At 58.4% G+C, this 17,465-nt stretch carries 17 protein-coding genes and 1 riboswitch; all 17 genes read right to left on the bottom strand.

What is annotated here, in order from left to right; translation table 11 throughout:
- Position 1: 1 nt before the first annotated feature.
- Positions 2 to 544 carry a stage V sporulation protein T gene (gene spoVT / locus CIC07_RS00220; protein WP_076360045.1) on the bottom strand — a complete coding sequence of 181 codons (543 nt, stop codon included), beginning with the start codon at positions 542 to 544 and terminating at the stop codon, positions 2 to 4.
- Positions 545 to 1,142: 598 nt separating this feature from the next.
- Positions 1,143 to 2,222, bottom strand: coding sequence for a peptidylprolyl isomerase (locus CIC07_RS00215; RefSeq protein ID WP_076359944.1), 1,080 nt, complete (start codon positions 2,220 to 2,222; stop codon positions 1,143 to 1,145).
- A gap of 165 nt (positions 2,223 to 2,387) precedes the next feature.
- Positions 2,388 to 5,921, bottom strand: a complete 3,534-nt coding sequence (gene mfd / locus CIC07_RS00210; protein ID WP_240923500.1) for a transcription-repair coupling factor — start codon at positions 5,919 to 5,921, stop codon at positions 2,388 to 2,390.
- 193 nt (positions 5,922 to 6,114) lie between these two features.
- Positions 6,115 to 6,348, bottom strand: coding sequence for an anti-sigma-F factor Fin family protein (locus CIC07_RS00205; RefSeq protein ID WP_048749648.1), 234 nt, complete (start codon positions 6,346 to 6,348; stop codon positions 6,115 to 6,117).
- A gap of 142 nt (positions 6,349 to 6,490) precedes the next feature.
- Positions 6,491 to 7,051, bottom strand: coding sequence for an aminoacyl-tRNA hydrolase (pth, locus tag CIC07_RS00200; protein WP_076359940.1), 561 nt, complete (start codon positions 7,049 to 7,051; stop codon positions 6,491 to 6,493).
- 177 nt (positions 7,052 to 7,228) lie between these two features.
- The gene (locus CIC07_RS00195; protein ID WP_076359938.1) at positions 7,229 to 7,873 is read right to left on the bottom strand and encodes a 50S ribosomal protein L25/general stress protein Ctc; all 645 of its coding nucleotides are present in this window, start codon (positions 7,871 to 7,873) and stop codon (positions 7,229 to 7,231) included.
- 201 nt (positions 7,874 to 8,074) lie between these two features.
- Positions 8,075 to 9,475, bottom strand: coding sequence for a bifunctional UDP-N-acetylglucosamine diphosphorylase/glucosamine-1-phosphate N-acetyltransferase GlmU (gene glmU / locus CIC07_RS00190; RefSeq protein WP_076359936.1), 1,401 nt, complete (start codon positions 9,473 to 9,475; stop codon positions 8,075 to 8,077).
- Positions 9,476 to 9,595: 120 nt separating this feature from the next.
- On the bottom strand, positions 9,596 to 9,883 hold the full coding sequence (gene spoVG / locus CIC07_RS00185) for a septation regulator SpoVG (protein ID WP_020620824.1): 288 nt from the start codon (positions 9,881 to 9,883) through the stop codon (positions 9,596 to 9,598).
- Positions 9,884 to 10,009: 126 nt separating this feature from the next.
- The gene (locus tag CIC07_RS00180; RefSeq protein ID WP_076359934.1) at positions 10,010 to 10,399 is read right to left on the bottom strand and encodes a Rid family detoxifying hydrolase; all 390 of its coding nucleotides are present in this window, start codon (positions 10,397 to 10,399) and stop codon (positions 10,010 to 10,012) included.
- Between the two features lie 14 nt (positions 10,400 to 10,413).
- Positions 10,414 to 11,241, bottom strand: coding sequence for a pur operon repressor (gene purR / locus CIC07_RS00175; RefSeq protein ID WP_076359932.1), 828 nt, complete (start codon positions 11,239 to 11,241; stop codon positions 10,414 to 10,416).
- Positions 11,242 to 11,323: 82 nt separating this feature from the next.
- Entirely contained in the window at positions 11,324 to 12,178 is an 855-nt protein-coding gene (ispE, locus tag CIC07_RS00170; protein ID WP_076359930.1) for a 4-(cytidine 5'-diphospho)-2-C-methyl-D-erythritol kinase, read from the bottom strand.
- Between the two features lie 110 nt (positions 12,179 to 12,288).
- Complete coding sequence (locus CIC07_RS00165) at positions 12,289 to 12,474, bottom strand: small, acid-soluble spore protein, alpha/beta type (protein WP_076359928.1); 186 nt, start codon at positions 12,472 to 12,474, stop codon at positions 12,289 to 12,291.
- A gap of 170 nt (positions 12,475 to 12,644) precedes the next feature.
- Positions 12,645 to 12,917 carry a biofilm formation stimulator Veg gene (gene veg, locus CIC07_RS00160; protein ID WP_048749666.1) on the bottom strand — a complete coding sequence of 91 codons (273 nt, stop codon included), beginning with the start codon at positions 12,915 to 12,917 and terminating at the stop codon, positions 12,645 to 12,647.
- Between the two features lie 143 nt (positions 12,918 to 13,060).
- Positions 13,061 to 13,957 carry a sporulation peptidase YabG gene (yabG, locus tag CIC07_RS00155; RefSeq protein WP_076359926.1) on the bottom strand — a complete coding sequence of 299 codons (897 nt, stop codon included), beginning with the start codon at positions 13,955 to 13,957 and terminating at the stop codon, positions 13,061 to 13,063.
- A 170-nt stretch (positions 13,958 to 14,127) separates the two neighbouring features.
- A complete protein-coding gene (gene rsmA, locus CIC07_RS00150; RefSeq protein WP_076359924.1) occupies positions 14,128 to 15,000 on the bottom strand; it encodes a 16S rRNA (adenine(1518)-N(6)/adenine(1519)-N(6))-dimethyltransferase RsmA in 873 nt (290 codons plus the stop codon).
- Positions 14,981 to 15,544, bottom strand: coding sequence for a ribonuclease M5 (rnmV, locus tag CIC07_RS00145; RefSeq protein ID WP_094248439.1), 564 nt, complete (start codon positions 15,542 to 15,544; stop codon positions 14,981 to 14,983). Before rnmV ends, rsmA begins: the two co-directional genes overlap by 20 nt.
- Positions 15,545 to 15,760: 216 nt before the next feature.
- Positions 15,761 to 16,912: a resuscitation-promoting factor gene (locus tag CIC07_RS00140; protein WP_049868624.1), complete on the bottom strand. Its 1,152-nt coding sequence runs from the start codon at positions 16,910 to 16,912 to the stop codon at positions 15,761 to 15,763.
- A 241-nt stretch (positions 16,913 to 17,153) separates the two neighbouring features.
- A riboswitch (cyclic di-AMP (ydaO/yuaA leader) is annotated at positions 17,154 to 17,377 on the bottom strand.
- Between the last annotated feature and the right edge of the window lie 88 nt (positions 17,378 to 17,465).

The raw sequence follows: 17,465 nt of genomic DNA, 5'->3' as shown, positions 1-17,465 counted from the left end.
GCTACTGTTCCATTTGCTTGGCCAGGAAGCCGGCTGCGGTTTCCGACATCTTGATTTCCATCTGAGCCATCTTGACGGAATCGTCCTTGCTGAGCAGGACGACCGTGCCGATCGGGTCGCCGCCTGCGATGATCGGGGCCGCGACGAAGGAAGTATACGTTTCGGGACCGTTCTTGACCACTTCGTATTCGCCGCTTGCCGTTTCCACTGCCGTCTTGCGGTTGTCCATCGCCGTTTCCAGCAGGGGACCGACCGGCTTGTCCATATAGTCCTTCTTGGAAGCTCCCGCGATGGCGATGACCGTATCCCGGTCCGTGATCAGGGTGATGTGTCCGGTGCTTTCGCTGAGCGATTCCGCATATTCCTTGGCGAAGTCGCCCAGCTCGCCGATCGGGGAGTACTTCTTAAGGATGACTTCCCCGTCGCGATCGACAAATATCTCCAGCGGGTCTCCTTCGCGGATGCGAAGCGTACGGCGGATTTCCTTCGGGATAACGACACGGCCGAGATCATCGATCCGGCGCACGATTCCAGTTGCTTTCATTGTCATGTTGCCCCACTTTCCTTGAAGAGTAGTAAAGTCGACTGGACGCTGGCGTTTGCTTCTTTTATGCGGAAACAGGAGCTGATCCTTGTCAGGCATATACCTTCGAATCTGACCATAGTATTCATCCGCTCCCAAATTCTTATGCAGGCCCGGCCGGTCCGAGCCTCCGCGGGAGCTAGGCCGGGCGGGGTTCGAAATCCCGCCTGCAGCTGCCTGAGGCCGCCCGCCTGAATTCGGCTTGCCGGCTTATTTTGCCCAGTCCGGCTTCGCGTACTCCCAGATTCTCCAGCCGCTCCTCGCTCCCCAGGCGAACCGAGCTCTATTCAGAGCGCCGTAAAAGGGATCCCGTACTTGCGGCCGCACCGGGATTTCCCTTATGCCCTATGGGTCTCTCCCGGGCAAAGGAGCCGCTCCAATCTGGCCCGGCTTCTCTCCGGCAACGGCCGATTTCCAAATCATACATAGTATTACCGAGTAATTCGATGGGGCGGATACCCTCTTCTTAGCCGCAGGTGCTAGGTGCTTCATTTCCATGAGACAAAAAAACACCCGCACGCGGAAGCCGCGCGCGGGTGTAGCCATTGATCCGTACTCCTTACTTGGAGCCGTTGTTCGCTGCCGCATCGGAGGAATTCGTAGCCGCACCGTTCTCGGCGCCGGAGTTGGCTGCCGGGCTCGCAGCAGGGCTGGCTGCCGGGCTCGGGGACGGATCCTTGAATTCTTCCTTCTTCGTGATCAGCTTTGGAACTTCATTCTGCATGTAGTCGTTCAGCTTGGTCTGGCCGATCGTTTCCTTGATCGTCTGCTTGGAGCTTTCCAGCGTCGGCTCGTCGCGCTTCTCGACCTTGATGACGTGGTAGCCGTATTCGGTCTCCACAGGCTCGCCTACGACGCCGACCTTTTGCTCCAGGCAAGCTTTCTTGAATGCCTCTACATAGGTGGACGGATCGGCATTCGAGTACAGGCCTCCGGTGCTGCTGGAGCCGGGATCATCGGAGTATTCCTTGGCGAGGGCATTCCAGTCGGCGCCTGCAGCCTCAAGCTTCGCCTTGGCTTCCTTGGCGCGCTTCAGGGCGTCTTCCTTGGAGCGCTCCTTGCCGGCGGAATCCTGGAAGCCGACCAGCACATGGCGCACGTCGACCTTGATCAGGCTCTGCTTGTTTTCGTTGAAGTATTTCGTCACGTCTTCATCCGTAACCTTGGCCGCCATCGCTTCGGATACGCCGATAGAGAGGCGGATGAAGTCCTTCACGTCGGTCGAGGTGATGCTGTTGGTCTTGAGCTCCTCGTCGAGCTTGTCCTTCGTAACGGCTTCCTCGATCTTGCCATATTCGGTATCCGCGTCCTTGGTTGCTTTGTCCTTCGCTTCCTTGGAGGCGTCGTTGTAGACGATATGGTACCCGATATACTGGTCAAGCAGCATATTTTTGTATTCGGCCATTCCGAGGTATGGCTCCATTTGCGGGTTGATGACCTTGAGCACGTTCGTGAACGTGGTGAATTCCTTTTCCGTTACCGTTCCGCCCTTGTACTCGGCGATCGTCTTCCCGGAATCCTTGGAGCCGGATTCCCCATTGTCCTTCTTGCCGCATGCTGCCAGCGACACGGCCAGGACGGCCGCAAGAATCAGCAGCATGCTGCGTCCCCAGGCAGGGCGCTTGCTCGAAATATGCATAACGTTCTCCTCTCGGTCTTTTCAGGCTTGTTTCCAGTGTACCAGATGTTTTCCATCTATGCCATGTAAGCGGTTTTGCGGTCCGCAGGCCCGACCATTGATCCTGTGGCCCGACTTGCCGCTCGATCCTCGGATCGAGCCGCGACGCTCCGACTCAGGGGGGACTTACTTGCCCCCGGCCGATTTCTCCAGCTGCGCCGCCGGCTTCACCGCATCCTTCATGCGCTCCAGGAAGGTCAGCGTGAGCGCGAGACGCTCCTCGCTGCCGAGCCCCTTGCCCCGCAGCGCCAGCTCCGTCACCGCGTCCTTGGCGCCGCCGCGCTTGAACCGGTTCTCGAAGTCGAGGCATAGCCTGTCGACCGCCCGGATATCGATCCGATGCGCCGCTCGCGCCGCGAACTTGAGCGTCCATTCGTCGCCCTTGCCGCTTACGGATTCGATGCCGTACAACGAGCCGTAGATTTTCAGCCTCGCCACGTCGAGCAGAGTATCCACGGCCTGCGGCAGATCGCCGAAGCGGTCGGTCAGCTCCTCGCGCAAGTCCTCGGCATCGTCCAGCGAGGACAGCGAAGCGACCTTCTTGTAGATCTCGATCTTCTGGATGCTGTCGTAAATATAATCCGAAGGCAGGTAAGCATCCAGGCTGAGGTCGATGACGGTGCTGACTGGCTTCTCCGTCTCCTCTTCCTCCCCGTACATTTCCTTCTTGCGGCGGGCGATCTCGTCGGCCAGCATCTGCGAATACAGATCGAAGCCGACCGAGGCGATGAAGCCATGCTGCTCCGCCCCGAGCAGGTTGCCCGCTCCGCGAATGGCAAGATCCCGCATCGCGATCTTGAAGCCGGAGCCGAGCTCCGTGAACTCCTTGATCGACTGGAGCCTCTTCTCGGCGACTTCCGTCAGCACCTTGTCGCGCTGGTAGGTGAAGTAGGCGTAGGCGATCCGATTGGAGCGGCCGACCCGTCCCCGCAGCTGGTACAGCTGGGACAGGCCCATTTTGTCCGCGTCATGGACGATGAGCGTGTTGACGTTCGGAATGTCGACGCCGGTCTCGATGATGCTCGTGCTCACCAGGACATCCGATTCCCCGTCGAGGAAATCGAGAATCGTCTTCTCCAGCTCCTGCTCCGACATCTGTCCGTGGCCGACCGCCACCCGCGCCTCCGGCACGAGCGAGGAGAGCAGCTCCGCCATCTGATAGATACCTTGGACCCGGTTGTACAGGTAGTACACCTGTCCGCCGCGGGCCAGCTCGCGCTCGATCGCCTCGCGCACGAGAGCCGTATTGTACTCGACGACGTAGGTCTGCACCGGGAACCGGTTCTCCGGCGGCGTCTCGATGACGGACAGGTCGCGCACGCCGAGCATGGACATATGCAGCGTCCGCGGTATCGGAGTCGCCGTCAGCGTCAGCACGTCCACATTGGTCTTGAGCCGCTTGAGCTTCTCCTTGTGGGACACGCCGAACCGCTGCTCCTCGTCGACGATGAGCAGTCCGAGGTCCTTGAACACGATATCCTGCGACAGCAGGCGATGCGTGCCGATGACGACGTCGACCGTTCCGGCCTTGAGCCCTTTCATCGTATCCGTCTGCTCCTTGCGGGAGCGGAAGCGGCTGAGCACCTGGACGTTGAACGGAAAGTCGGCGAACCGCTCCCGGAACGTCTCGTAATGCTGCTGGGCGAGAATCGTCGTCGGCACGAGCACGGCAACCTGCTTGCCTTCGATGGCGGCCTTGAAGGCGGCGCGGACCGCAACCTCGGTCTTGCCGTAGCCGACGTCGCCGCACAGCAGCCGGTCCATCGGCCGCTGCAGCTCCATGTCCTTCTTGATTTCGCGGATGGCGCGCAGCTGGTCGGGCGTCTCGTCGTACGGGAACATCGCCTCGAACTCGTTCTGGTAGGCCGTATCCTGCCCGAAGCCGAAGCCCTTGGCCTCCTGGCGCTGGGCGTACAGCTTGATGAGGTCGTCGGCGATATCCTTGACGGAGCTGCGGACCTTGTTCTTGACCCGCGTCCATTCGTTGCCGCCAAGCTTGTAGACCTTCGGCTCCTTCTCCTCGGATCCGACGTATTTCTGGATGAGGTCGATCTGGTCGATCGGCACGGAGAGCTTGTCGCCGCCGGCATACATGATATGCATGTAGTCCTTGTGGATGCCGCCGATCTCAAGCGTTCCGATGCCCATGTACTTGCCGATGCCATGGTTCTGATGGACGACATAATCGCCGACCTTGAGCTCCGTATAGCTCTTGATCCGCTCGGCATTGTCGATATTCTTGTCCACGCGGCGGGTCTTGCGCGATTTCTGCGAGAACAGCTCGCCCTCGGTAATGACGACCAGATGCGAGCCCGGAAGCTCGAAGCCGCTCTGCAAGCCGCCTTCCAGGATGACCGGCGGCTCGATGTCGTAATCGCCGAGCACCCGGCGCAGGCGCTCGATCCGCTCGCTGCCTCCGGCCAGCATGAGCACGCTCGCGCCGGCTTTTTTCCAGCGCTCCATCTCCGCCTTCAGCACATTCATCTGCCCATGGAAATTCTGCATGCTGCGGCACATGAAGTTCAGGATATTCTGCGGCTGCGTATGCGGAATCTGGCGCAGGAACAAAGAAAGGAAGAGAGCCGGGAACTTGCGGTTGTGCAGCACCTCGTCCGCCTCGCGGGCCAGCTGGATGCCCGGCAGCGACTTGCCGTTCGAGAGCAGATGAGCCTGCCACTCCGCCTCGTCGCGCTCCAGCTGGCGGCCCGTCTCGATCAGCCGCGTCGGCTCGTCGAGCACGAGCAGCGTATCCTCCGGCATATAGTCGAACAGCGTCTGGCGCTCGGGATAGAGCAAGGCGATGTATTTATAAAGTTCGGGAAAATGGATGTGCTGGCGCAGCCGCTCCAGCTCCGCTCCGATCTCCGTGCGCAGCCGCTCCTTCGCGGTGCGGTCGGTCATGCGCTCCAGCTGCCTCTCGAGCAGCTCCGCGCCATGCTGCGCGGCCGCGCCGAAGCGCCGTTCGTCCGCGATCAGCTCTTGGCACGGGGGCACGGTATACGCGTTCATCTTGTCGATGGAGCGCTGCCCTTCCGGATCGAACGAACGGATGGAGTCGATCTCGTCGTCGAACCATTCCATCCGCACGGCGACCGGCGAGGTCAGCGGGTAGAAGTCCGCTATGCCGCCGCGGACGCTCATCTCCCCCCGGTTCTCCACGCGGTCCACGCGGACATAGCCCAAGCTGTTCATGCGCTGAAGGAACTGCTCCAGCGGGAGCGTATCCCCGACCTTGATCTCGATCTGCGCTTCCGCCATCACGCCCTTGAGCGGCAGATAGCGGCGGACGCCGGAGAAGGGCACGACAACGATCCCGCGGAATCCCCTGGACAGCCGGATGAGCACATCCATCCGCTGGGCCAGCATCTCGGGACTCGAGACGGCGGCTTCGGCGGCGACCAGTTCGTTCGCGGGATACAGCAGGACTTCATCGTCCTTGCAGAGCTCCTGCAGGTCCTCGGCGATTTTCTGCGCCGAGAACATATTGTGGGTCACGACCAGGATCGGCTGATCGAATTCGCGGCGCAGAGCCGCCATCAGCACCTGGCGGGAGGAGCCTGCCAAGCCTGAAATCAGCTGCTCCCTCATCCCTTTGCGGAACCCGGAGACGACCGATTGGAAGTCCCGGTCCGCGGCAAAAGCCTCAAGTAACGCTTTCAATGGCTGCGGCACCCCTTTTCATATGAAAACCGTGCGCTGCGCAGGCATAGAGCATCTGTCCCGAGGGACAGCAACAAGGCCCCCTACCGCTCGGGGCCAAAGAAGTCTCCGCCTTGAACACGCAAAGAAGCCTCAGCTTCAGGCCAAGGCTCTTGCTATACGCGAAGCGCGAAAATCTGCTTTGTCGTTCGTTCTACTGCAGCGGGCTTGATACCAGCAGCAGTTCCGGATTCCGGGCGACGGCCTCGCTGCAATACTCGCAGACAATTTTTACCACCATATCGCCATCCGGGTTATACGCTATTATATCGCTGCGTTCTTCGAGGGTCAAGAAATGCAGGCCGAGCCTGTTCTCCGTAATTCCTTGCACGCTCGAGATCGAGCCGAGCGGCGTCCGGCAGTGCCGGCATTCATAATGGATTGCCATGTGGGTCCTCCTGTCCAACATATCGTTGGCTACAGTATGCCCACTTTCTGGCTTTCCAACTCCTGTCCGGCTGGCGGCAGCGGCCTTTCCGTCCTATGCCGCTCTATCGGGCGGTCCCGCGGGCATCAGGGCAGCCCCCGGCTCAGGCGTTGAACTTGCCCATCGTATCGTCGAACGGATGATCCAGCGCATGCTCCGCTGCATCGCATGCCTTGCCGATCATCGCCTGCACGGCATCCCGGTCGGCCTTCGGGAAGTTCGAGAGGACGTAATCGGCGATGATCATGCCGTTCGTCGGACGCGACACCCCCATGCGGATCCGGTTGAAATTCTGTGTCCCCATATGCTGGATGATGGACTTGATGCCGTTGTGCCCGCCCGGTCCTCCCTGATAGCGCAGGCGAATCTTGCCCGTCTCCGTATCCATGTCGTCATAGACGACGATGAGATCTTCCAGCTTGGCTCCAAAATAATCCATATAGGCCCGCATCGACTCGCCGGACAGGTTCATGTATGTCATCGGCTTGATCAGGACGACCTTCTCCGCCCCGACGCGTCCTTCGCCGATCAGCGCCCTGCATTTGCTCGTATTGACCTTGATATCCCATTTTTCCGCCAGTGCATCCACCACTTTGAAGCCGATATTATGCCGGGTATCCTCATACTGGCTGCCTGGATTCCCCAAGCCGACGATCCATTTCATCTGCTGCCGCACCTTCCTTGTCCTGCCGCTCCTCACGGAGCGCTTCTATCCTGTCACTGTACCATAAAGACCGCTGCCCCGGCTACGAGCAGGCGGGCGCAGGGGGCAGCCTTCCCTGCAGCCATCCTGTAAACGAAAAAAGCGCGCCCGCTGGGGCGCGCCATGGCTGCGGCAGGACTATTCCTCGTCCACCGCGTTGGCATCTTCGGAACGGGCAGCCGCCTTTTCGTCTTCCTTGGCCGCTTCGTCGGCTTCCTCCTCGGAAACTTCCTTCTGCGGAGCGAGGACGGCCACGACGACCTGCTCGGCATCCGACAGCACGGTTACGTTGCCGGGCAGCTTCAGATCGCCGACAAGCAGGTTCTCGCCGACCCCGAGGGAAGAGATATCGGCCTCGATGGATTCCGGGATGTCATTCGGAAGGCACTGAATCTCCAGCTCATGCAAGGACACGGACAGGACGCCGCCTTCGCGGACGCCGGCGGAATCTCCCGCGAGGTCGATGCGCACGGCCGTCTTGATCTCTTCATTCATATTGATTTGATGCAGGTCGATATGGACCACCTTGCGGGAAAGCGCGTCGCGCTGAACGTCGGTGATCATGACCGGCTGCTTGCCCGCATCCGGGATCGACAGCTCGATGATCGCGTTCGGATGGGAACGGAGCAGATGCATGATTTCCTTTTCATCCAGGGAAATAACCGATGAAGATTCCAATTTCTTGCCATATACAACCGCAGGCACCTTTCCCTCCTTGCGGAGCTGGCGCAGGCTTCCTTTGGAAGCGTTCGTGCGGGTCTGTGCTTGCATCGTAATTGCCATAATCGATCTTCCTCCTCTATAGGTCATACACCTGTGGACATATTGTCCGACTTTCCCTAACTATACCCATCCGGACGCTCGTTTAAACACTTGGCGGGCTTGCGGCGTATCTCCGGCCGCTTGCTTTTGGACGGCTTCTCATTTCCACGAGACAGCAAAAACCCCCTGATCCGCAATAGAGGATCAGGGGGATGGCAAAGGCTATTCCGTTTTGCCGCGTTCCTTTTTCGCCTTGGCTCTCGAGCGGATCTTGTCCGCGTAACCCGGCTTGTTCACCTGGCGCTCTCGGGCGATGGCCAGATCGCCTCCCGGCACGTCGTGCGTGACGGTGGAGCCGGCTACGACATAAGCTCCATCCCCGATATGGACCGGAGCGATGAGATTCACGTTGCTGCCGATGAAGGCGTCGTCGCCGATGACCGTCTTCGATTTGTTGAAGCCGTCATAGTTGACCGTGATGGCGCCGCAGCCGATATTGACCCCGCGGCCCACTTCCGCATCGCCCACGTAGCTCAGATGGGATACTTTGCTGTCATCTCCCAGCACGGCGTTCTTCAGCTCCACGAAGTCGCCGATCTTGCAATCCTTGCCGAGCTTGGAGCCCGGCCGCAGATTGGCGTAAGGGCCGATCGAGCTGCCGGCGCCCGCTTCGGACTGATCGATCGTGGAATAGCGGACAGTCACGCCGTCTCCGATGACGGAGTCCGCGATATCCGCCGACGGGCCGATGATGCAGTCCTCTCCGATGACTGTGGAGCCCCGCAGAACGGTGCCGGGGTAGAGAACCGTATCGGCTCCGATCTTCACGTCCGCTTCGATATAGGCGCTCCCCGTATCGATGACCGTGACGCCGTTCACTTGATGGCGGCGCACGATGCGCTGGCGCATGAGGCTTTCCGCCTCACCGAGCGCAACGCGGTCGTTGATGCCGATCGCCTCGGCCAGATCGCTCGTGCAGTAGGCCTGTACCGTCTCGCCTTCCGAGACGAAAATGCCGATGACATCGGTCAGGTAGTATTCTCCCTGGGCGTTGTCATTGGTGACGCGGGAGAGCGCATCGAACAGCTTGCGGTTGTCGAAGCAGTACGTGCCCGTGTTGATCTCGCGGACAGCGGCTTCGGCAGGGGAGCAGTCCTTCTGCTCCACGATGCGCTCGACCGCGCCTTCGGCGCCGCGGATGACACGGCCGTAGCCGGCCGGATTGGGGAATTCGGCCGTCAGCACCGTGGCCGCCGCGCCGCTTGTCCGATGAAGCTCGATCATCGCATTCACCGTCTCGACCGTCACGAGCGGCGTATCCCCGCAGACGACGAGCGTAATGCCCTCCTCTTGCCCGAGCAGCTCCTTGGCTTGAACGACCGCATGGCCGGTGCCGAGCTGCTGCTCCTGCAGCACGAATTCGGCGCGATCTCCCAAATAGGACTGCACCGCTGCGGCTCCGTGGCCGACGACAACGACGGTTCTGGAGCAGGACGCCTGCTCGACCGTATCCACGACATGTCCCACCATCGGCTTGCCGCATACGGGATGCAGCACCTTGTACAGCTTGGATTTCATCCGCTTGCCTTGTCCTGCCGCAAGCACGACCGCCATCACATTCACCGCTTGATTCCCTCCTGTGTTCCCCATTATGTACACTGACTATATCCCATCATAGGGCAAAAAGAAAGGGAGCCCGAGGGGCCCCCCATCCATGCATTTGTCCGAAAGGCCCCTATTGATTCAGGCACCTTCTTCGATTGCAACTTCTTCTTCCGTTGCTGCGCGCTCGTACTCGGCGAGTACGGCAGCTTGAATCTTCTCCCGAGTGGTGGAAGAGATCGGGTGGGCAATATCCCGGAATTCCCCATCCGGCGTACGCTTGCTTGGCATTGCGACGAACATTCCATTGTTGCCGTCAATGACGCGAATATCATGAACGACAAATTCATTATCAATGGTGATGGAAGCAATGGCCTTCATACGCCCTTCGGAATTAACGCGGCGGAGTCTGACATCGGTAATCTGCACTTGTGTTCACCACCTTTGCCTATCGAAGACTTGGTGTATAATTCCACATTTCCATGCAGATTCCTTCTTAATTCTGGGAATTGAAACCCGTTTTAAAAAATAAATTTTGGAAAAAAATATAATTCGTTACGATTCGACAGGGATCGTAGCGATCAGTTCGATTTCGACAAAAACATCCTTCGGAAGACGTGCGACTTCAACGGCCGAACGGGCCGGCTTATGCTCTCCGAAGTAGGAAGCGTAGATCTCGTTGACCGCCGCGAACTGGTTCATGTCCTTCAGGAAGACGGTCGCCTTGACCACATTGCCGAGAGACGAGCCGCCTGCTGCAAGCACGGCTTGCAGATTGCGGAATACCTGATGGGTCTGTTCCTGGATGCCGCCTTCGATCAGCGATCCGTCCTCAAGCAGCGGAATCTGGCCCGATGTGAACAGAAGGCTGCCGAACCGGACCGCGTGGGAGTAGGGGCCGATTGCGGCAGGAGCGCCGGCGGCTGTAATCGGTTGGACATTCATGGATAGGAAGCCTCCTAGGAAGTGAAATAGTTGCCGGGAACGACGGTCGTCTGCTTCGTCTTCATGTCCACGGCCGTAAGCTTGGCCAGCGACACGTAATCCTCGAGAAGCCGCTCCTCGGTCCCGACCTCTCCGGATTCGACGAACACGCCGACGCCGGCTACGGTCGCGTTGAATTCATGCAGCAGGTCCATCATGCCCTGCACGGTGCCTCCCGCCTTCATGAAGTCGTCGATGATCAGGACGCGGGACTGCTCCTTGAGCGCGCGGCGGGCCAGCGACATCGTCTGGATCCGCTTGTTGGAGCCGGATACGTAGTTGATGCTGACGGCAGAGCCCTCCGTCACCTTGTTGTCGCGTCTGACGATGACGACGGGAAGATTGAGGCAGCTGGCGGTAGCGTAAGCGAGCGGAATCCCCTTGGTCTCTACCGTCATGACGACATCGATGCGGCGGTCCGCGAAAGCGGTCGCAAAAATACGGCCGACATCGGCGAGCAGTCCGGGCTGCCCGAGCATGTCCGTCATGTACAGATAGCCGCCTGGCAGCACACGCTCGGGAAGCTCAAGCTCGCGGCATACGCCCTGGATGATCTCCATCGCCGGCTCCTGCGGCATTCGAGGGATGTAGCGCACTCCGCCCGCTGCTCCAGCCAGCGTCTGCAGCTGGCCGATGCCTTCCTCTTCGAATACTTCCTTGATGATAGCCAGATCCTCGCTGATGGAGGATTTGGCCGATTGATATCGATCAGCAAAAGCTGTAAGAGATATTAACGTATGGGGGCGGGATAATAGATATTGGGTCATCTCGACCAGTCTTGCGCTTCGCTTTAATTTCTTCATTGGGAATCCCCCTGGCTAAATCCGAATATTATAAAGACAATATACCATCTTTATACGGATTCAATCAAGGTTGATGTCCATTCTATGTCAGCATTCTTACCACATAGACTTCCTTGCAGAATCCTCGGAGTCCATTGTAGATTCTGGCGAGCTTGGATTCCTTGGTTACGAGACCGAATACCGTCGGGCCGCTGCCCGACATCAGCACGCCGTCGGCTCCGAGGCGCTGCATGCTTTCCTTGAGCTGCGCGACTTCCGGGTACAGGGACAAGGTGACGTCCTCCAGCACATTGCCCATCTCCTCGCAGACTCTCTGGAACGATCCCGTGGAGATCGCCTCCATCATGCCGCCGAGCGAAGGATGGCTCGGCACGCTGTCGGCACGAAAACGTCCATATACGTCGGCGGTCGACACATTGATCGGAGGCTTCGCCAGCACGACCCAGCAGGAAGGCGGGTTGTCGATGCGCTGCAGGATTTCTCCGCGTCCCGTGGCGAGGGCCGTTCCTCCCGTGACGCAGAACGGCACGTCGGAGCCGAGCTCCGCTCCGAGCTTGCACAGCTCCTCGTCCGGAATGCCGAGCTTCCACAAGCGGTTCAGTCCGCGGAGCGCCGCGGCGGCATCGCTGCTTCCGCCTGCGAGTCCGGCTGCCACCGGAATCTTCTTGTCCAGATGGATATAGACGCCTTTGCGCACATCGTAGCGCTCCTTGATGAGACGCGCGGCCTGGAAGGCCAGATTCTTCTCGTCCAGAGGGATGTAGCCCGCCTGGCTGGAAATGATGATCGTGTCTCTCTGAAGCTCTTCCATTTCCAGGCGATCCGACAGGTCTACCATGGTCATGATCATTTCAACCTCGTGATAGCCGTCCGCGCGCTTGCGCAGCACGTCCAGCAGCAGGTTGATTTTGGCCGGGGCCTTCTCGTAGATTTTCATATGTCGTCACCCGTTCGTTAGATAAACTGGATTTATTATACCATCCGAACGGATAAAAGCGAAAGCGGCCCCATGCGCGGGAAACCGCGCCGGAAGCCGCTTGTTATGCTCTAGCTCTGGTTCTGGCGCGCTGCGGCCTGCTCGGCCATCTGAATGGCGCGCTTGACCATATTCCCCGCGTCCTTGGCTTTGATGCCGCCCCATCCTTCTTCCTGGACCGTGTCGTAAAAGCCAAGATCCTTGGCGAGCTCCACCTTCAGCTGTTCGGACATTATGCTGCGTCTTCTGCGGCTCATGCGTAGCCTCCTTGCCCTGCGGCTGTATTGGGCCGTCCATCGGCGACAGCCCTTCCTGTAGTATGAGAGCGGACTCCCGCTTCTATGCGGTCCCCGAAAGCAAGCATAAAAAAAGCACGACAGCCGGCAGCGGTCGCGCGAAGTTCCCCGGTTAAGCATATATGGGACGTTCAGTGAACGGGATTGATCCGTACTTGGCCTTCGTCGTTGCAGACGGTGACCTCGACGGAATCCGTCAGAATGTCCGCGTAACTATAGGACACACGCTTGAAAGCATGCTGATCCTGATCCAGCTTGACAATGAAAACAGATGGGTAGGTTTCTTCCAAAACACCGGAACGTTCAACCGTCTTGCGCCGGCCTCCGTTAGCCCGCAGCATGATCTTGGCTCCAACATGCGCTTCCATGCTGCGCTTGATCTCAGACAAAGCATTTCTAGCCATTGGCAACTACCACCTCTTTCCTTGTCCATTATAGCCCAAGGGAGGAGGCGTTGTCAAATAAACGAAAATTATATCATCGGTCTAACTTTAGTGTCAATGAAAATTTTTCGACTTCGTTTTCAAGATGAATAAGGATTTACAGCTTACGCATAATAAGGGTTTGGCTTCACATTCGTAACCGTCTGCGGCTTCGGAAGACCGACCCTGTAACGTCCCATCGTCTCGATTCCGCCCACTCCGTCGATGCCCGAAATCGTGCCGTGAATGACATCCGGCAGGTTGATCGGCTCCCGGATCGACGTGTAGCTTGCCTTGATGGCGATATAGACCGGATCGAGCGCATGGATAAGGATGCGTCCCGGCGAGCTGGCGAAATTGGCTCCGGACTGAAGCAGCGCCTCATAATGGGACTGACATGCCCCTGCGACCACGATCAGATTGTCGCGGTTCTTGTCGTACTCCCGGGCCACATGGACCGCGTTGACGAAGTTCTGGGAGTTCTTATAACTGCCTATGCTGTAGAGATCGCCTGTAGGGCGGTTCTTTAGCAGGCCGTCATGGCCGGTAATGACGACGACATCCGGCTTCACCTGCGGCAGCAGATGGTACAGCAGATCCGCCATCTGAGCTTCGCCGACATGAAGGCCTTGAGCCGGCACCTTCATCTGATTGTACAGCTGCATGCTTTTGCGCATATAGTTGGCGTCGCCGTCCAGATGCAGAACTTTGCCGGGCAGATCGAAATATGCCTGTGCGGAAGCATTGGAGTCTCCGGGACGGAAGTCCATCTCGTGATGGACGGACTGATCGATCAGCTCTTGGCTCATTCGCTGATTGGACGCCTTCACCTTGCTTCGGACCGACTTCGTGACGCCCAGCTCCTCCGGATCGGCCACCTTCGTCAGGTCGCCGAGCGGCGCGTCGGCGAGCAGACGGTAATCCGCTCCCTTCAAAATGGCGGTATCCCCGCGGACAGCTTCGATGCGGAACAATACATCCCCGCCGTAGGAGCGCCGAACGACAAAATCCCCTTGATTCATTAGGCCCATCACCTCTGCCTTATGGTATGGGCATAGGCCGCCGGAGGTGACAACGGGTTTTCGGCGCTGCGGCGCTGGCGCTGGCTCCCGGCACAAAAAGCCCTCCATGAAAGGATCCGACCGGATCCTCATGAAGAGCTTCGCTTTGACGAAGCAGCGCTGCCGGGTTGTCAGCCCTTGAGGCCATGTGTTTCAAGCGCCGCCGTCAGAGAGGCGTATTCCTGCAGCGACAGCGTCTCGCCCCGCCGCACGGGATCGATACCCGTCGATTCGAGGATGCGGGTAAGCTCCTCCCGCTTGTCCTTGCCGAGCCAGGAGGACAGATTGTTGTGGATCGTCTTGCGGCGCTGCGCGAAGCAGGCCTGAACCGTGCGAAAGAAGAAATCCTCGTCCGCCACGTCGACGGCAGGCTTGTCCCGCATCGCCAGCTTGATGACGGCCGAGTCGACGTTCGGCTGCGGAATGAACACCGTATGAGGCACGATGCAGACAAGCTCCGGCACCGCGTAATACTGGACGGCCACGCTGAGGCTGCCATAGGCCTTCGTGCCGGGCTTGGCCGCCATCCGCTCGGCGACTTCCTTCTGGATCATGACGACGATGTTCTCCAGCGGCAGCCGCTCCTCCAGAAGCTTCATCAGGATCGGAGTCGTCACGTAATAAGGCAGATTGGCCACGACGCTGACGCCGCTCACCTCGCCGAACTGCTCCTTGAACAGCGCCTGCAGGTCGATCTCCAGCACGTCGCCGTGAACGATACGCACATTCTCGTCGGCTTCCAGCACCTCCTGAAGAATCGGGATGAGCCGCCGGTCGATCTCGACCGCTGCCACCTTGCCCGCTTCCCTGGCGAGCTGCTGGGTCAAGGCACCGATGCCGGGACCGATCTCCAGCGCCCCTTTGGTTGCGTCCAGTCCGGCCGCGGCTACGATCTTGTTCAGAATATTGGGGTCGATCAGGAAGTTCTGCCCCAGGCTCTTCTTGAAGGAGAAACCATGCCTCTCGATGATTTCCTTCGTTCTTCTAGGTGTCGCTACGTCCATGGGCGATCTCCTCCTCCATCTGCCGCAAGGCTTGTCCGAATTCTTCCTTCGTGATCTGAAAGCTGGCGCAGCGCTTCAGGAACTGCTTGCCGTTGCAATAGCCGATGCCCAGCCGGTTGCCCATGAGCAGTCGACGCCGGGCCGCATCTCCATGCACCAGCAGACCGGCTTCCAGCAGATCGCTGTTCGAGATTTCCGCCTTCTCCGGATCTCCCTCCGTCCGAACGGACGCCAACGCTCTTCTGACCGCTTCGGGGGAAGCGTTCTCCACGCCGATGTCGCCTTTGCGCAAGGCGTCCTCCTGCGGCAGAAAGGCATGCTTGCAGCCGGGCACCCGCTGCGAGACGATTTTGCGTATTCTCTCTCCTGCGTGGTCGGGGTCGGTGAAGATGATGACTCCCCGACGCTGCATGGCGAGCTCGATCCGGCGCAGCACTTCCTCGCCGATCGCCGAGCCGTTCGTTTCGATCGTGTCGGCTTCCACGGCGCGCCGAATCGCTGCCGTGTCGTCCTTGCCCTCCACGACGATAATTTCTTTGATCAAGGCCTTGTCTCCTTTAATTCAATACGCGTTTGAGGGGGTATAAAAAGAAAAAGAGGCTCGGGCCTCTTGAATGCCGGCCAGCCGAGATCCGGACTGCGGCCGGAAAAGGACGGCAGTCGTCCTAGCATGAGCCAAAAAAGCCCTCTCTAATCTCCTCATAGCCGGTAAACGTCCAAAACGGGACCGCCTCGTAAAGGCGGACCCGTATCGCTTGAATCAGCTCAGCTTCGGCTTGGTTGGTCCCAGCACGTATACGGTGTATCCGCGCTTCTTGCCGAACTGCTTCACGTAAGATTCACTCTCGTAGAACACGTCGATCTTCTTGCCGTTGATCGCGCTCCCCGTATCTTCTGCACGACGGAAGCCGATTCCTTCTATATATACCCACCATCCCATCGGGATGACATCCGGGTCGACTGCAATGGTGCGGCCTTCCGATACTTTTGCTCCGGAAGCGGTGATGCCGTAGCCGGCATCGCCTTTGGATTTGCCTGTCGAGGCAAAACCGGCGGTATAAGCCGTCAGGGTGACGTTGTTCAGCACTTTCTTGGCTTTGAGCGAGAGGCCTGATTTGGTGACGGATTGCGATGCCGAAGACGCTGCGCTGAGAGCGACAGCTTTAGGCTTCGGCTTTTCCTTGGTGCCGACCGCAACGATCTTGTTGACGGCGGGCTGTTCCATCGATTTGGCGAGCAGCGTCATGGATACCATCTTACCATCCTGGTATACCTTTTCGAAGGTTTTGACCAATTGGCCGTTCTGGCCGGCCTTCACCATTTTTAGCTGCCCCTTTTCCAAGGTAGCATCCTCTTTGCGGATGACGGTGAAAGGAATGTCGTGCTTTGTCGTGGTCGTATGCTTGTCGATTCGCAGCACCCGAATCGTCATGTTCGGTTTCAGCTGCGAGGAGGTGTCAGGGAGAATTTTGTCTTGCTCGCGAATCGGAATATTGGACTCTCCGATCGCGGCCTTCACGGTTTTTTCGGTCGTGTACACCGTCGTAGTCTTTCCGTCAGCCATAATCGTCACCGGCACAGCCTGATCGACAATGATCCGGTCCCCATCCTTGAGCGCCGCGCTCAGCGGAACTGAAATCTGGTCGTGCGGTCCGACAGTTATAGCTTGTTCATCCAGTAGGTGCTGCAGGACATCCTGCTTCGTGCTCAGGATCGTTTCCTGTCCGTTCAACACTACGGAGACGTTCTTCTCAGACGTTCCGTGCAACAACACCAAAAACATGAAAGTCATCGCGATTGAGATAATTAAGCTCAGTAGGATCAAACGCAGGTTTTCATGCTTCCATCGCCATTGGAAAGACTTGCTGGATGATCGTTGTACATGGGTGTCCTTTAAGGGAATTGCGCCCACTTCTTCGGTCCTCCTTACATAGCCCCGCCGCCTCGTGTTACGCATGACTATTTAAGACGCGACTATTAGGTTTTGTACGTGCCGAGCAGCACGCCTATCAACCTCTTGCTTCACCTCCACGGTTAACCCTATGTCGACGGTTTACGCAATATTCAAACAAAAAGAAGCCGTCGACAGAGGATCTGTATCGTGGCTTCCCGGGTTGGTCACGCTGAACACATGGAAAGTGGAGCACGAGGTTGATCTCTCTTATATGCGCTTACGAGGTTAGCTGACGGGTTCGGACAAGAGAGCTGCCCTATTCGCCTACTCGGCCTGCTCAAGGCCTTTTGGCGAAATTCACCCCTGGAAAAGGTCAGTTCGTCCATCCAGTCCGCTCCGGAAAATCATGTCATCCGGGACTGCATGGAATCGCTGCTTGGTTCCCCCGCTCTCCCTTGTGGGGAGATTAAGCGAATGATTAAAAAACTGCATCACTCAAAGCTCTGAGTTGAATCATACAGTTTCGGTCAACCGATTGTAAAGAAGAGATAAAAGACTCTTTCAGCCAAAT

It is taken from the genome of Paenibacillus sp. RUD330 (assembly GCF_002243345.2).
Lineage (GTDB): Bacteria > Bacillota > Bacilli > Paenibacillales > Paenibacillaceae > Paenibacillus_O.
Note: the sequence above shows the minus strand (reverse complement) of the source record. Positions and strands in the feature narration are given on the sequence as shown.

What these genes read in the sequence shown, in the direction of transcription:
- spoVT (WP_076360045.1), bottom strand. Translation starts at nt 544, where the DNA reads ATGAAAGCAACTGGAATCGTGCGCCGGATCGATGATCTCGGCCGTGTC.
- CIC07_RS00215 (WP_076359944.1), bottom strand. Translation starts at nt 2,222, where the DNA reads ATGCATATTTCGAGCAAGCGCCCTGCCTGGGGACGCAGCATGCTGCTG.
- CIC07_RS00205 (WP_048749648.1), bottom strand. Translation starts at nt 6,348, where the DNA reads ATGGCAATCCATTATGAATGCCGGCACTGCCGGACGCCGCTCGGCTCG.
- pth (WP_076359940.1), bottom strand. Translation starts at nt 7,051, where the DNA reads ATGAAATGGATCGTCGGCTTGGGGAATCCAGGCAGCCAGTATGAGGAT.
- CIC07_RS00195 (WP_076359938.1), bottom strand. Translation starts at nt 7,873, where the DNA reads ATGGCAATTACGATGCAAGCACAGACCCGCACGAACGCTTCCAAAGGA.
- CIC07_RS00180 (WP_076359934.1), bottom strand. Translation starts at nt 10,399, where the DNA reads ATGAATGTCCAACCGATTACAGCCGCCGGCGCTCCTGCCGCAATCGGC.
- purR (WP_076359932.1), bottom strand. Translation starts at nt 11,241, where the DNA reads ATGAAGAAATTAAAGCGAAGCGCAAGACTGGTCGAGATGACCCAATAT.
- ispE (WP_076359930.1), bottom strand. Translation starts at nt 12,178, where the DNA reads ATGAAAATCTACGAGAAGGCCCCGGCCAAAATCAACCTGCTGCTGGAC.
- CIC07_RS00165 (WP_076359928.1), bottom strand. Translation starts at nt 12,474, where the DNA reads ATGAGCCGCAGAAGACGCAGCATAATGTCCGAACAGCTGAAGGTGGAG.
- veg (WP_048749666.1), bottom strand. Translation starts at nt 12,917, where the DNA reads ATGGCTAGAAATGCTTTGTCTGAGATCAAGCGCAGCATGGAAGCGCAT.
- yabG (WP_076359926.1), bottom strand. Translation starts at nt 13,957, where the DNA reads ATGAATCAAGGGGATTTTGTCGTTCGGCGCTCCTACGGCGGGGATGTA.
- rsmA (WP_076359924.1), bottom strand. Translation starts at nt 15,000, where the DNA reads ATGGACGTAGCGACACCTAGAAGAACGAAGGAAATCATCGAGAGGCAT.